Source organism: Saccharibacillus brassicae (genome assembly GCF_006542275.1).
In the GTDB taxonomy this organism is placed as follows: domain Bacteria; phylum Bacillota; class Bacilli; order Paenibacillales; family Paenibacillaceae; genus Saccharibacillus; species Saccharibacillus brassicae.
Genome location: NZ_CP041217.1, coordinates 5564382 through 5579327, shown reverse-complemented (window position 1 = coordinate 5579327; position 14946 = coordinate 5564382). Strand labels below are relative to the sequence as shown.

Here is a 14946-nt window from a genome sequence, read left to right as displayed (position 1 = left end):
AAGGAGAAGCGATGCAGCAAGCCTATTCGAATAGCTGAGAGGAGCAACAAACCATGGCAACTACAAACTCGGAAAATAACGCAATTATCGTCGGTGCGGTAGCCGGAGCATTGATCGGAGCCGGCCTGGCCGTACTCGTCGCCGCGCAAGAAGGAGCTTCCCTGAAAGACAAGTTCATGAATACCGTTAATCTGCTCAAAGAGCAGGGCGCAGTCCTGAACGAACGCAGCCAGGAGCTGAAGGAAAAAGGTCAGGAAGTCAAAGGCATCCTGCAGGAGTCCGTGGACGTTGTACGCGAGTTCAAAGACGAAGCGACTTCCGCAGCTTCCGACATCAAAAGCGAAGTGAAATCGTTCAAGTCGTAAGACCTGCCGATTGAATCATCAACATTGAATAATCGAGATCGAATCCTACAAAACTGTCCGATGATGCATGAGCATCCCGGGCAGTTTTTTGGGTTGGAGCGGAAACCGATGAACGCTTTTGGCGCGCGGAACTCCACCGTTCATTCAAACGGGCTAACGAATCTCAGTCACGCTATTTGCTCTCCAGCTCGATTTTATGCCTATTAACGAATCGTCATCACGCTATTTGGCTCGAAACGCACTCAAATCGCTCTTTAACGACTAATAAGAATATGACGATTCGTTAGATTTTCAAAAAGGCGAAAAACCGGCAAATAGCGATATAAGGATTCGTTAAGATTCGACTTGAGCAGGCAGAATGTCCAAATAACTCTCTCCCAAACCATTCCCCGCCCCTTCCACAAAAATCGAAACCCCGTCAAAAAACGTGAATCCCGCGCCGCTGCAAGCTTCCTCACTGTCCATACTCGAATTCAACACCCCAATCGCAAAAAACGTTACGGTCTCGAAAGCTGACGATTGCCGAACATTTCCGTGTTCGGTACAGTTGGGGTGCAGCAAAAAGTAAGCGCTTACTATAAGCGTGAAACGTCATCCCATTCCAACCGGAGGTGAGCAGATGGGCAGCCTGAACATCGGGGCGCGCAAAGGCGCAGGCAAGAAGAGCCGCCTGAACGAACAAAGCGCGCTGGGCCGGCGAAGACGCTGGAACATGAACAAACCGCTGTTGATCATGTTTTTGCCGATCGTCGTTTTTTTTATTCTTTTCAAATACGTGCCCATGTTCGGGTTCGTGATCGCGTTCAAGGATTACAACTTCGCCGACGGCCTGCTGGGCAGTCCGTGGGTCGGCTTCGACAACTACAGATACCTGTTCCAAAATCCGGACACGCTGGGCATTATCCGCAACACGCTCGTACTGAGCGCGCTGAGCGTGTTTGTCGGGTTTCCTTTTCCGGTCATCCTGGCGATTCTGCTCAACGAAGTGCGGCGCTCGTGGTTCAAACGTTGGGCGCAGACGCTGCTGTATCTTCCGCATTTTCTCAACTGGGTCATCGTGGGCGGGCTCGTGCTGATGTTGTTCTCGATCGAGACCGGCTTTGTCAACAACGTGCTGGAGCGGCTGACCGGCCGAACGTATCCGTTTCTGTTCAATGAAGGTTCGTGGATCTCGATCTTCGTCGCTTCGGGCATCTGGAAAGGGGCGGGCTGGTCGGCGATCATCTATCTGGCCGCGCTGACGTCGATCGATCCGAGCCTGTACGAAGCGGCGGGGATGGACGGGGCGGGCAAATGGAAGCAGATCCGCCATATTACGCTGCCCGGGTTGATGCCGACGATCGTGCTCATGTTCATTCTGAATATCGGCAATGTGATGGACGTGGGTTTTGATCAGGTGTACGTGCTGCAAAACGCGGTCGTCGTCAACGTGGCGGAAGTGATCAGCACCTGGAATTACAAAGTCGGCCTCGGCTCCGGGCAGTTCAGCTACGCGACGGCGATGGGACTGTTCGAATCGCTGATCGGGCTGACGCTTGTCCTGCTCGTCAACGGGATCGCCCGGCGTTCGGGACGCGGATTATGGTAAGCGGCGCAGCGGGGTCCGGCGGACTTAAGCGTGCAGACGAGAGGAGAATAGGCCCATGAAAGACACTCGCGGCGAAAAAGTGTTTTACGGTATCAATTACCTGATTTTGGCGCTAGCCGCACTGAGCTGCCTGCTGCCGATCATTCATATCGTGGCGCTGTCGCTCAGCGGCAGCGAAGCGATCACGCTCGGCACAGTCGGGCTGTGGCCGCGGGACTTTACCTGGACCGCTTACGGCAAGCTGATCGAAGATACGAACGTCGTCGGCGCGTTTCGCAACAGTCTGGTCATTACGATCGTCGGCACCGCGCTGAATATGGCGTTTACCATTCTCGCCGCGTATCCGCTGTCGCGCAAACATTTCTACGCCCGGCGGATGCTGACGCTCGCGATCGTGTTCACGATGCTGTTTACGGCGGGACTGATTCCGAACTACCTGCTGGCCAAATCGCTTGGGCTGGTCGGCAATTACGGAGCGTTATGGCTGCCGGGGCTGATCAGCGTCTACAATTTGCTCGTGCTGAAGTCTTTTTTTGAAAATATTCCGGAAGAACTCGAAGACGCCGCCCGGATCGACGGCAGCGGCGAATGGCGCATTATCCTGCAAATTGTGCTGCCGCTGTCGATTCCGGTCATCGCGACCATCGCGCTGTTCTACGGGGTGGCGCACTGGAATTCCTTTTTTAACGTGCTGATCTATATTAACGACCCGGATCGGTTCAATCTGTCGGTGCTCGTGCAGAACATGATCCAGAGCCAATCGCTGATGGCGGAAATGGCGATGCTCGACCCCGACGCGTTCCGCAAACTGACGCCCGAGTCGATCCGTTCCGCCGGCATAGTCGTCATGATCCTGCCGATGCTGCTCGTGTATCCGTTTTTGCAAAAATATTTCGTCAAAGGGATGCTGATCGGCTCGGTCAAAGGCTGAACGGCCGCACACCTTCTATCCGAAAATTTACACAAGAGAGGGGCAAAGACATGAACGCGAAAAAACGGGGCAAAACGATGAGGGGCGGACTTGCTGCCGCGGCGGCGCTGGCGATGGTGCTGAGCGGATGCGGGTCGGACCAGAAACAGGCGGCGGAAGGCACGGCGGGCGCAGGCAAAGACGCCATCAGCGTCTCGATCTACGACCGGGGCCAGATCCCCAAAGAAGAAGGGACGTACGCGGACAACCGCTGGACGAAATGGATCGACGAGAACGGCCCGGTCGACGTCGAGTTCGTGCCGATTCCGCGCAACGAGTCGCAGCAAAAATACAGCATGCTGTTCGCTTCCGGCGACGCGCCCGACCTCGTGCTGGAATACGACACCGATTTCCTGAACTCGCTCTGGACGCAGAAGCAGCTGCTGCCGCTGGACGAGCTGATCGAGAGCGGCAGTACCGAATACAAGGCGCTGCTCGAGAAAGTGCCGGCGCTGCGCACCCTCGGCACGAAGCCGGACGGCAAACTGTACGGAATCGGCATGGTGACGAAGCCGGAAGTGCTCGGCGCGATGGTGATCCGGCAGGATTGGCTCGACAAGCTGGGCCTCGAAGTGCCGCAGACGGTCGACGAACTGTACGCGGTCGCCGATGCTTTTGCGAATGGGGACCCGGACGGCAACGGCGTCAAAGACACGTTCGGCATGAACCTCAGCCAGTTCGCTTCGTTCTACGTCGACGCGATGTTCCAGAACGAGATGTTTATCATCGAAGACGGACAGCTGGTGCGTCAGTTCGACCGGATCAAGCCGGCTTACGATTTCAAGAAGAAGCTGTTCGAGAACGGCATCGTGGACAAAGACTTCCTCTCGGACAAAAACGGGCAAAAAGCCGAGCAGGACTTCGCCAGCGGCAAACTCGGCATCTATCTGGCGTACCGGTCGGTCATCAGCAAAAACTTCGATACACTCAAAAATACCGATCCCAACGCGAAGATTACGGCGATGGCATTCCCGGAAAGTCCATTCGGCCGGTTCGGCCCGGACTTCAATCCGTCGATCCAGATTACGGGCGCGGTCAACGCGAATGCGAAAAACCCGGAAGCGGTCATGGACTATATCGATTTCATGGTCACGCCGTCTACCGTCGAGACGCTGACCAACGGCGTGGAAGGCGAGCATTACACCCGGGAAGGCGACACGATCAAACCGATCGACGAGCAGAAAAACGAAACGGAAATGGGTTATCTGAACGATTACCGGATGTTCATGCCCAAATATATTCTCGATAGCGGCAATGTCGATGGACGGCAGCTGGACTCCAAAGATCCGGTCGACCGGGAATGGCTCGCGATCGCGGCCGAGATGGACAAGCTCTACCTCGATCCGGCGCATCCGCACCCCGGCTTCACGCACGCCAAGTTCCGTCCGTCGCTCGACAAGGCGATGACGACGACGTTCAACGACGGCTGGAACAATATGAACGACACGATGGCCAAAGCGGTCGTCAGCGGCAGCGGCTACAGCGTCGATCAGGGCGTGGCAGACGTCAAAAAATCGTGGGACGCATCCGGCGGGCCGGCGCTCGAAGACTGGTACGCCAAATGGTATCAAGACAACAAAGATTCGTGGATCTTCATGGAGCAGCTGTACACGATGAAGTTCGAATAAGGCCGGAGCGCAAGCTTGGGCCAAAAAACGGCTCCGGGCGAAAATATCGCGCCGGAGCCGCTTGCGGGAGGACGCCAGTATGCTTGTATACGACGAAGACACGCTTGAACGGACGAGGCGGCTGATCGAAGCGGAGCCGGCGATGCGGCGGGGCTGGGCCGTGTATGCGGCCGGGATGGCCGCGCGGGATGCCGATTGGCTGGCGACGGCGCGGGAACGGGTAGATACGCTGCGGCAGCGTTGGCGAACGCACGGCGGCAGCAAGCGGTTTACGCTCGGCAACGAAGTACGCCAGTTGGCCAAAGAAGCGCAGAACCTTGCGTTCTACGCCCGGATGACCGGCAGCGCCCAAGTGGAAGCGCTCGTGCGCGGATTGATCGCGCTGATCGGCGAAGAAGAGAGCTGGACGTATCAAAGCGGCGGCGGCCGGCAGTCCGACCTGTGGACGGCGGACATCGGGACGTATCTGTCGTCGGCGTACGAAGCGGTGCGCGCGTCGTGCGCGCCGGAGGAACGGGAGCGGATCGAAGCGGCGCTGTACATTAAAGCGTATCTGCCGCTGTACGGCGATTGGCTGCATCCGGCCGACAAGATCCATGCGCTCGACACGATGGGCCATAACTGGTGGATCGTCTGCGTGTCGGCGGCCGGCCTGCTGCTGCTGACGCTTCAACACCGCGTGCCGCATGCGGAAGAAGCGCTGCACACGATCGCGGAAGGCGTACGCGAATGGTTTGCGTATCCCGGCAGCGTGCTGCAGAACAAGCCGCCGAATTTCGGCCCGGACGGCGATTATGCCGAGACGATGGGCTATCTGGATTATGCACTCGGCAATTTCTTCGTGTTCGAAGCGGCGTACCGCCGGCGAACGGGCGACTCTTCGCTGGGACAACTGCCGGTGCTGGACAAACTGCCGGACGTCTATCTGGAGACGATCTACGCCGCGGCGGACGGCGGCATCGGTACATTCCATTTCGGCGACGAAGGCGACCGGAGCAAGCATGCGTACGTCTGGCTCCGGCTGGCCGACCTGCAGCGCCGGGGCGAACTGCTCGGCCTGTTCGCCGCGCTCAAGGGCGATCCGTCCGAAGCGGCGGAGTTCGCTTTTTACCCGGAAGGACTGGAGACGCTTGCGCCGCTGTCCGCCGGGGCGGAAAGTGTCGCCGTGTTCGCGCATTCCGGCACCGCCTTCGTCCGCTGGCGCAGCGGCATGCAGCAGATCGTGCTGGCCGTCCGGTCCGGCGAGAGCTGGAACCATAACCATCTGGACGCGGGCACGTTCATCCTGACCATCGACGGGCAGGCGTTCGTCGACGATTCCGGCCACTGCGCCTACTCCAAGCCGCTGTACAATCAATATTACCGGCAGTCCGCCGCGCACAATGTCGTGCTGTTCGAAGGAGCGGGCCAGCCGCCCGCGCTGATCGAGGAAGGGACCAAATTCCCCGGTTCTATTCCCGACTGGATCGACCTGCCGGGCTACAAATATGTGCTGGCCGACTGCGCCGGGCCGTACAGCGGGTTGTACCGGCGGTTTTACCGGCATTTTCTGTGCCTCGACGGGGCGATGGTGCTCGTCGACGATTTGCATGCCGAGCGCGGCGGCCTGTTCGAAGGGCTGCTGCATCTGCCGGAAGGCTTGAAGATCGAGAGCGGCACGGCGGAGCCGATCCTGTCGAGTACGGACGGGCAGCGGGAACTGCATGTGATGCACCCGTATCCGGTGCACAAGCAATACGTCAGGGAGAAGGGCTACCGGAACGGTTACGCCCGGGGCAGCGGACCGGAAGACGTGTTTCCCGAAGCGGATTACGTCAAGATCCGCTCCGCTTCGGCGGACGGACGGATAAAGTTCGTCGGCGTGTTCCTGCTGCCTCTCGCAGACGGGGGCAGGCTTGAGGTGAACCGACTGGCGGACGGAGTGGATGGGACGGAAGACCCGGAAGAACGGGTAAACGCGGGAAATCCGGGAAACTCGAAAGACCCGGAAAACCCGGCGCTTTCGAGCGGGCAAAGTCCGGACATGCAGGGCCTCGTATTGAAGTCCCCGGAAGGCGGACGGATCGAAATTTACGTGAACAACCGCGCCGACGGACGGGTCATGCACGACAATGCGCATGCCGCGTTCGGGGCGCTGTCCACCGATGCGCTGCTCAGCACGCTGTCTTACGACGCGGCCGGGCGGCTGCAGCGGGTGTCGCTGCATAATGGCAGCTATCTCAAGCTCGGCGGCCGCTGCCTGTTCAGCTCGCTGTCGAAAGCGGCCGCCGTAATCGATTACCGCGGCGGCCTGAGTGCGCACACGTCGCTTGCGGGCGAAGCGTGGTGCCATTTTGCGCTGGAAGCGCCGGCGGCGGACGTGGGCGCGGCGGCACATGCGGCCGATGAAAGCGAAGGCGAACAGGCCGCGGCGACCGATGCGAGCGAAGGAGCAGGGAGCGCCGAGGCCCGGGCCGCCGGCCTGCGGCGAGAAGCTTGTTCCGGCTTGTGGAAACGGCAGATGGCTTCCGGCCGCAGCGGCTTCCGCCTGGCATTCAACCGGCCTGTGCAGCCGGGCGTTTCGCCGGGCGAGAGCGGGAGAACGGGCAGCGATTCGCACGCACATAGCGAAGAAAGAGAGGGATTGCGATGAAGCCGATTCGCATGCAAGCTCAAATTCCGGCAGGCCGGAGCCGAGGCGCCGACGGGGAACGTTCGGCGTTCGAACGCGCCGCCGCCTACGCGCTCAAGCAGATCGACGCCGGGCTGGACACGTTCGGCCCGTGCGCCTATCCCGCGCCGTCGAGCGTCGGCGGCGTCTATCCGGCGATCGCCAACTTCGAATGGACGTCCGGTTTCTGGACCGGCATGCTCTGGCTCGCCTACGAGCTGACCGGCGAGAGCAAATACCGCCGGGCGGCGGAGAGCCAGCTGCCGGATTACCGGAACCGGCTCGACCGGCGCCTCGGCACGGATACGCACGACCTGGGCTTTCTATACAGCCTGTCGGCGGTAAACGAATACCGGATCACCGGCAATCCGCAGGCGCGGGAAGCCGGACTGCTCGCGGCGGATCTGCTGGCCGCCCGGTATTTGCCGCAGGCGGGCATTATTCAGGCGTGGGGCGATCCGAACGATTCGGCCGAGCGCGGCCGCATGATCATCGACTGCCTGCTGAACCTGCCGCTGCTGTATTGGGCCAGCGAACAGAGCGGCGATCCCCGCTATGCGGAGTATGCCGCGAACCATGCCCGGCAGTCGGCGCGGTATCTCGTGCGCCCCGACGGAACGACGTATCATACGTATTACATGGACGCCGACACCGGCGCGCCGAAGTTCGGCACGACGCATCAAGGGCATGCCGACGATTCGTGCTGGTCACGCGGCCAGGCGTGGGGCATCTACGGCTTTGTGCTGAGCTATCGTCATACCCGCGATCCGCAGTTGATGCAGCTTGCGCTGCGGCTGGCCGACCGTTTCGCGGCGCGTACGCCGGCGGGCGGCGTCGTCTACTGGGATTTGGCTTTTATAAACGGAACGGAACAGGAAAAAGACTCGTCCGCTTCGGCGATTGCCGCCTGCGGCCTGCTGGAGCTGGCGCGCTCGCTGCCGGCGGGCAGCCCGGAACAGGCGGAGACGCAGCGCCGGGCGGCAGCGATCCTGAGCGCGTTGGACGCCGGTTATACGACGGTCGGCAGCGGCAGCTCCAACGGCGTGCTTCGGCACGGCGTGTACAACAAACCGCGCGGCATCGGTGTCGACGAATGCACGATCTGGGGCGATTATTATTATTTCGAAGCGCTGGTGCGGGTACTCAAACCGGACTGGGGCGGGTGAATTGCGGGTGATTTTGAACAAGATGCCGAACAAAGTCACGAAAATAATTTTGCCGATTCGACAAAAACCTCTTGATTTATTGTCGTTAAATGTCGAATAATAAGTCACAAGCAATTTAATATGGCAAAATACAACGTACATCGGAGGCCCACCCATGCTCGCCAAACAAAATCGACTCATGCTGTATCTGACGACCGGCACGCTGCTTTTTTCCGCTTTGATCCACTATTTGAATCGGTCGCTCGGCATTTTCGATCGCCTGATGCAGGATTCCGCCATGGGCGCGATGCATCATGCGGCGCATGGGGGCGGCAGTACGCTCCTGCTGAACGTACTGCTGATTCTGCCCGCCGTGCTGCTGGGAGCGGCTCTGCTCCTGTATGCGCGGGATGATAAGCACGCTGCGGTGCCGCTGCTCAATACGCTGTCGCTGACGTTCGCGAGCCTCTCGATCACGTCCGGCGGAGGCGGCTACGTCGAATTCCATTTTTCGATTTTTATGGTCGTCGCTTTTTTGGTCTTCTACGAAAGCGTCGCCCTCGTCGCGCTGATGACGGCGATCTTCGCGGTCGTGCACGTGGCGGCCATTTTCTGGATGACCGGGCTGTATCTCGGCAGCGAGACGTATACGTTCACGATGCTGCTGCTGCACGCGGTCTTCCTGCTGCTGACGAGCGGGGCGGTCTGCTGGCAGATCGTGTCCAAAAAGCGGTTCGCCCAAGCGGTGGAACAAGAACGCGAAGCGAAGCGGTTGGAGCTGGAACAGGCTTTCGCCACGCTGCGCGACATGTCGGCCCGGCTGAGCGGAACGTTCGAATCGGCGGCGGCCAAATCGGAAACGATCAGCGAATCGGGACGCGGTTTGTCGGTCTCCTTCGGCGAAGTGTCGGCGGAGCTTGAACTTCAGCATCAGTCGGTCGAGCGCGCAGGGCGCAATCTGGAAGAAATCTACGCGATTGTGGAAGAGACGCGCGAAGCTTCCCGGGAAGCGGGGAGCTATGCGGAAAATGCGCGCTCGCTGCTGCCGCAGGCGGTCGGCGAAATGCAGCGCCTGCACGCGGGCATGGACAAGTTGGCGCAAAAAGTCGGCGATACGGAGCGGACGATCCGCGGCCTGGACGAATCCGCCGAGCAGGCGGACCGGATTCTGGCGGCAATCCGCGAAGTGGCTGACCGGACCAATCTGCTGTCGCTGAACGCTTCGATCGAAGCGGCCCGGGCGGGCGAGCAGGGACGCGGCTTCGCGGTCGTGGCCGGCGAAATCCGCATGCTGGCGGAGCAGAGCCGCAGCAGCGCGGAAGAAGTAAACGGCATTCTGGGCGGTATCCGCGAGGAGACGCGGCTGTCGGCGCTGCGGATGCGAGACAGCCGGGAGACGGCGGAGAACGGGCTGGCGCAGATGACCGACGCGATCCGGCTGCTGGAAGAAGCGGACGGAAGCGCGTCGGAACTGATCGGCTCCGTGGACACGATCGGCGGACGGGTCGAAGAACTGGCCGAGCGTTCGCGGAGGATCTCCGTCGAAATGCACGGCGTATCGGCCGTCGCGGGCCGCACGTCGGAAGCGCTGCGTTCATTCGGCGGCACGGCGCAGCATCAGGTCGAAGCCAGTCTGGATATGAACGGCGAACTGCAGGAGCTCAAGCGGCTGTCCGGCGAACTCCGCGCGCGCTTCGGCGCTTGAGCGGGTGCCGGCGGTCTGCGAAGCCGTGAACGTTGGCGCAGCGGCATACCGACATACGGACACGCCAATCCAAGACGCCAAAACGCAAAAAAAGGAAAAAAGCCGGGAGTGGAACTCCGCGCTTTCTTCCTTTTTTGTATTTCGCATTTGGTATTTTTTCGGGTATGTCTTGGAGCTACGCCGTTAAATCTTCTGTTCCCACAGCTTGGCCTGGTACTCTTTGACCTGCTGTTCGGACGCTTCCGGCCAGACGGTGCGGAACGCGTGCTTGTCCTGCGGGATGATCTCGACCATCTTGTCGATCATGTCCTGCGGATCAAACTGCTGCGCCAGCATCTGCTCGCCTTTGGCCAGGTCGGAACGTTTGGTGAAGTTCGTTTTTTCGTCGTACCATTTTTCTTTTTCCTCGAACATCATGTCGTTGAACCCGGTCTTGTACGGTCCCGGATTGATCGTCGCGACCTGCACGCCGTAATTTTCGAGTTCCTGCTGGAGCGCCTGCGCCAACGCTTCAAGCGCATGCTTGGACGCGCAGTAAGGGCCGAGAAACGGATTGACGCTCAGACCCGCGATCGAACTGGTGAAGACGATTTTGCCTTTTTTCTTGGCCACGAATTTGCGCGCGGCGATCTGGGCCAGCTCGATCGAGCTGAAGAAGTTCGTCTCGAACACCTGCCGTACGTTGTCCACCGGCACTTCGGCGAATGGACCGGTATGGCCGATCGCGGCATTGTTGACGAAGATATCGAAGTCGTGTTCTTCCACCTGCGCGCGGTCAAGCGGATTGTTCACGTCCAGCTTGAACACGAGGATGTCCAACCCTTCCGACTTGGCGTATTCGCGGAATTCCGGCACCTGCGAGATCGTCTCGACGGTCGCGATGACTTTGTGTCCCGCCCGCGCCAGCCCGATAGCTGTCCCTTTGCCGAGCCCGCTGCCGGCACCGGTAATAAAGATCGTTTTTTTGTTCGAAAAAATAGCCATGTTCGTTTCCTCCTTCTGGGATGTCCGAATAAAAGTTGCGTCGCTCTCGAAGCGAAACCGAATCTTACACAATTTACCCGTCTTGGCCGATCAGAATCACCGCAAGTCGTACAGACCAACTTCGGTCTTCGTCTTTCTTTTGCCCGAAGCGGCCCGGTATAATGGAATCCGATACGGTAAAAAGGAAAAACCAAACCAAAAAGCAACGGGGGAGATCGGCATGGCGGGAACGGCAGGCGAAGCGGCGCAAGGGGTATTGGAGGCCGTCGTCCGGCAGTATTGGCCGGATTATTCCGGGACGCCCGAAGCCGGGGCGGCAGGGTGGAACAACACGACGCGGTTCGTGCGGCACGGCGGCCGCAAGTACGTGCTGCGGGTGTACGAGACGCACCGCGACGTCGACAAGATCCGGTTCGAGCACGAGGTGCTGATGCGGCTTGCGGGCGAGGAGCTGACGTTCCGGACGCCGGTGCCGCGAAGAACGGCAGGCGGGGAGACGATCGTTCGACTGGCAGACGGCAGCGGCCGTTACGCCTGTGTATTCGAGCATATCGAAGGCGTCACGCCCGGCGGAGACGATCGTCGGCCGCTGCGTTCTTTCGGCGAAGCGGCGGGCGAATTGTCCGGGGCGCTTGCGCGCGTGCGGACAGAGCTGCCGCCGGCGTACCGGCCTTATTACGAATTGGAACAGGCGTATCCGCTGTGCGGAGAGCGGGAGACGGCCGGATTTTGCGCGCGGCCTCCGGCGGAACTTGCCGGCGTCGGCGCGGAGCTTGGCCGGCTGGCGGAAGAGTACGCGGGGCTGCTGCGGGAGCTCGGGAATCTGCGGAAGCTGCCGCATCAGCTCGTGCACGGCGACCTGAACGCATCGAACCTGCTGGTCGAAGCGGCAGCGCCGCAGCGGATCGCAGCGCTGCTCGATTTCGAATTTTGCACGTACGACGTTCGGGCGATGGACGCGGCCGTCATCTTGTCGGGGCTGCCGGCGGCGGCCGAACAGGCGCCGAGCCCCGAAAGCGGGCCGGGAGGCGCGGAATTCGCCGCTTATGAGGCTGCGGAAAATGCCGATCCGGTGCTTGCGTTCGGAGCGGGGTTCGGTCGGTGGGTACGGCTTGAACCGGCCGAGATCGCAGCGATTCCGCTGCTGATGCGGCTGCGTAAAGTGGACGTGTTCCTGCATTTCCTGACCCGGTATCTTCAGGGGACGGACGGTCCGGGCGTGCTGGCGGAGCAGGCGCGCGCCCTGTCCCGCGATCTGGACCGCATGGTCGGCGAAGAAGCCGGGCTGCTGCGGCGATTGAAGCGGGTATGGAGCTAATCGAGGGAGCTAATTGAGGAAGCAGGTATGGAGCTAATTGAGAATGGAAAACCGGCCTAAACCGCGAAGGTTTGGCCGGTTTTCCTTTGTTTTCGGCATTTTTCGACGTGCTTTTCCGGATACGCGGCAAATCTTTTTTTAAAATTCAAGTTGATTATCATTCTCAATTAGGATATATTGTTCTCAACGACAGATTCACTTTCCTTCTCTCATTCATGCGACACCCATTATATCGGCAAGGAGCGAATGCTATGGAAACGAGCGTTTACCGCCATCACGCGGCACCGGGGGAATTATACGGGCAGATCCTAGACTTCCTGCACCGGTACGAAAGTCATAGACAAACGGAGCCTTCGCGGCTTCGGGCCATGATCCAGGACGAGGAGACCGGCAGCCGGGTCGGCAATCTCACCGTCGTCAACGCTATTCAATGCATCGGGCGGCACGAACCGATCAACGGCACGACGATTGCCGAGAAGATCGGCTTGTCCCGCGCGGGCGTAACCAAGATCGGCACGCGCCTCGTCAGCGAAGGATTGGTCAAGCGCGAACGGATGCGCCACAACCGCAAAGAAATTTATTATCGCCTCACCCCGGAAGGCCGCGAAGTGTTCGAGACGCACAGCCGCCTGCTGGAGAACGAAGAAGAACGGTTCCGCGTCTTCCTCGGCGCCTACAGCGGCGAGCAGTTGGCTTTCGTCGGCGAATTTCTGCGGCATGCCGGCGCCGAATTCGAACGCCAGCCGTTCACGGCCGGTCAGGCGCGTTAAGCCAGTTAAGCTTCGGCTGCAAGCCGTTTGTGCAAGCACTTTCCGTCAGACGTTTCAACGGCTCACCCGCTCCAACCGTTCACCCGCTTCATCCGTCCGTGCCTAAGCCATTATGGGCATGCCGGACACTCTTCCTTCTACATAAGCCGCCGCAGGAGACGCTTTCGTCTCCATGCGGCGGTTTTTTTGCGTGTCCGGCAGAAGCGGAACTCTTCGAATATGTCCGCCGGCGCGCGTTCGAACGCCAAGGGAACGGGTAAACATACACAGGGCTTTTTACTGCCGGTCCGGCGAAGTCTTGATCCGGTCCGGCCAAAAGGAGGCAAAGCCATGACGACATTTTCGAACGATGCCGAAGCCAACGGACGGAGCGCTTCGGGCAGCGGACATACCCGCAGCTTGTGGTCGGGCATTTTGTTCGGGGTCGGCTGCGTCGCGTTCGTCGACGAAGCCGTGTTCCACCAACTGCTGCACTGGCATCATTTTTACGACAAATCGACGACTTCCGTCGGCCTAGTGTCGGACGGACTGTTTCATGCGCTCAGCTGGTTCGCCACGGTAGCTTCGCTGTTCATGCTGGCCGACCTGCGCCGCAAACGGTCGTGGTTCGTCGCCCGCTGGTGGGCAGGCGTGCTGACGGGCGCCGGATTTTTCCAGCTGTACGACGGCATCGTGCAGCATAAGCTGATGCAGCTGCATCAGATCCGTTACGGCGTCGATCTGACCGCGTACGATTGGACCTGGAATATCATCGCGGTTATCCTGCTGGTCGCGGGCGTCGTCATGATCGTCCGGACCCGCGAAACTTCGGGCCGTTCGGGCGAACGGACCGGGCGGCGCTGATATGGGCGTATCATTAGCGTACGGATTATTCGAAAACGGATCATTCGGATCTTTCGCTTACGCGGCCGCGGCCGGCGGGCATGCCGGGCATTCGCACGGCCACGCGCCCACGCCGGCGTCTGCACCGGATGGATCGTCGGCCGGGCTGCTGGCCGGCTGGGCCTACGACCTGCTGCCGCTGCTCGCGGTCGCGCTGCCGCTCATGCTCGCGTACGCGGCGGCGGCCGTGCTGACCGGCCGCCGGTACAAGCGCTGGCCGGCGTATCGCGTCGCGCTCTGGTGCGCGGGCGTGCTGCTGTCGGCAGCCGCCGTCGCCGGCCCGCTCGCCGGGCTTGCGCACGGCAGCTTCACGTTCCACATGCTCGGCCATCTGCTGCTCGGCATGCTCGGACCGCTGCTGCTCGTCTTGTCCGCTCCGATGACGCTGCTGCTGCGCACGCTGCCGCGAGCCGGGGCGCGGAGATTGTCCGCACTGCTGCGCAGCCGGTTGGCCGCCGTCTTGACGCATCCGGTCACGGCGGCCGCGCTAAACTTCGGCGGCTTGTGGCTGCTGTATACGACCGGCCTGTACACGGCCATGCACCATTCGGCGGCGCTGCATGCCGCCGTGCATCTGCATGTATTCGCGGCCGGCTACTTGTTCGCGGCGTCGATTCTGCCGATCGACCCGGCGCCGCACCGGACCGGCTTCAAGCTGCGCACATGCGTCATGATCGCCGCGTTTGCTTCGCACGGCATTCTCGGCAAATATCTGTACGCGTCGCCGCCGGCCGGCGTGACGGTCGCGGATGCGCATACGGGCGCGCAGCTGATGTATTACGGCGGCGACGCGGTCGACCTGCTGCTGATCGTCTTGTTCTGCTCCGCCTGGTACAAGCGCAGCGGACGCACGATCGCTTCGGCTTCGACCGTTTCCCGCGCCGATTTCGGCTGAACGCTTCGCGCGCAAGCAAGTTCGAAATCCGCGAAATGAGGGATAC

At 60.5% G+C, this 14946-nt stretch carries 12 protein-coding genes; 11 read left to right on the top strand and 1 reads right to left on the bottom strand.

What is annotated here, in order from left to right:
* Positions 1–53: 53 nt before the first annotated feature.
* The 7 genes from FFV09_RS23445 to FFV09_RS23415 all read left to right on the top strand — a co-directional run bounded on the left by FFV09_RS23445 (position 54) and on the right by FFV09_RS23415 (position 10051).
* Positions 54–365 carry a YtxH domain-containing protein gene (locus FFV09_RS23445; RefSeq protein WP_141450168.1) on the top strand — a complete coding sequence of 104 codons (312 nt, stop codon included), beginning with the start codon at positions 54–56 and terminating at the stop codon, positions 363–365.
* Between the two features lie 619 nt (positions 366–984).
* Positions 985–1953 (top strand): ABC transporter permease, encoded by a 969-nt coding sequence (locus FFV09_RS23440; RefSeq protein WP_141450166.1) that lies wholly within the window; start codon positions 985–987, stop codon positions 1951–1953.
* 55 nt (positions 1954–2008) lie between these two features.
* Positions 2009–2884 (top strand): carbohydrate ABC transporter permease, encoded by an 876-nt coding sequence (locus FFV09_RS23435; protein WP_141450164.1) that lies wholly within the window; start codon positions 2009–2011, stop codon positions 2882–2884.
* Positions 2885–2934: 50 nt separating this feature from the next.
* Positions 2935–4551 carry an extracellular solute-binding protein gene (locus tag FFV09_RS23430; protein WP_141450162.1) on the top strand — a complete coding sequence of 539 codons (1617 nt, stop codon included), beginning with the start codon at positions 2935–2937 and terminating at the stop codon, positions 4549–4551.
* A 79-nt stretch (positions 4552–4630) separates the two neighbouring features.
* Positions 4631–7183 (top strand): heparinase II/III domain-containing protein, encoded by a 2553-nt coding sequence (locus FFV09_RS23425; RefSeq protein ID WP_141450160.1) that lies wholly within the window; start codon positions 4631–4633, stop codon positions 7181–7183.
* Entirely contained in the window at positions 7180–8367 is a 1188-nt protein-coding gene (locus FFV09_RS23420; RefSeq protein WP_246098428.1) for a glycoside hydrolase family 88 protein, read from the top strand. Before FFV09_RS23425 ends, FFV09_RS23420 begins: the two co-directional genes overlap by 4 nt.
* A 154-nt stretch (positions 8368–8521) precedes the next feature.
* A complete protein-coding gene (locus tag FFV09_RS23415) occupies positions 8522–10051 on the top strand; it encodes a methyl-accepting chemotaxis protein (RefSeq protein WP_141450158.1) in 1530 nt (509 codons plus the stop codon).
* Positions 10052–10234: 183 nt separating this feature from the next.
* Here the strand turns inward: FFV09_RS23415 and FFV09_RS23410 are convergent, their stop codons facing one another.
* On the bottom strand, positions 10235–11035 hold the full coding sequence (locus FFV09_RS23410) for an SDR family oxidoreductase (protein ID WP_141450156.1): 801 nt from the start codon (positions 11033–11035) through the stop codon (positions 10235–10237).
* Between the two features lie 220 nt (positions 11036–11255).
* Here FFV09_RS23410 and FFV09_RS23405 point away from each other — a divergent pair, with 220 nt between their 5' ends.
* The 4 genes from FFV09_RS23405 to FFV09_RS23390 all read left to right on the top strand — a co-directional run bounded on the left by FFV09_RS23405 (position 11256) and on the right by FFV09_RS23390 (position 14900).
* Complete coding sequence (locus FFV09_RS23405) at positions 11256–12353, top strand: phosphotransferase (RefSeq protein ID WP_141450154.1); 1098 nt, start codon at positions 11256–11258, stop codon at positions 12351–12353.
* Between the two features lie 251 nt (positions 12354–12604).
* Positions 12605–13123 (top strand): MarR family transcriptional regulator, encoded by a 519-nt coding sequence (locus FFV09_RS23400; protein ID WP_160441822.1) that lies wholly within the window; start codon positions 12605–12607, stop codon positions 13121–13123.
* Between the two features lie 330 nt (positions 13124–13453).
* Positions 13454–13966, top strand: coding sequence for a DUF2243 domain-containing protein (locus FFV09_RS23395; protein WP_141450151.1), 513 nt, complete (start codon positions 13454–13456; stop codon positions 13964–13966).
* A 202-nt stretch (positions 13967–14168) separates the two neighbouring features.
* Positions 14169–14900, top strand: a complete 732-nt coding sequence (locus tag FFV09_RS23390) for a cytochrome c oxidase assembly protein (protein WP_425472335.1) — start codon at positions 14169–14171, stop codon at positions 14898–14900.
* The last annotated feature ends 46 nt before the right edge of the window (positions 14901–14946 follow it).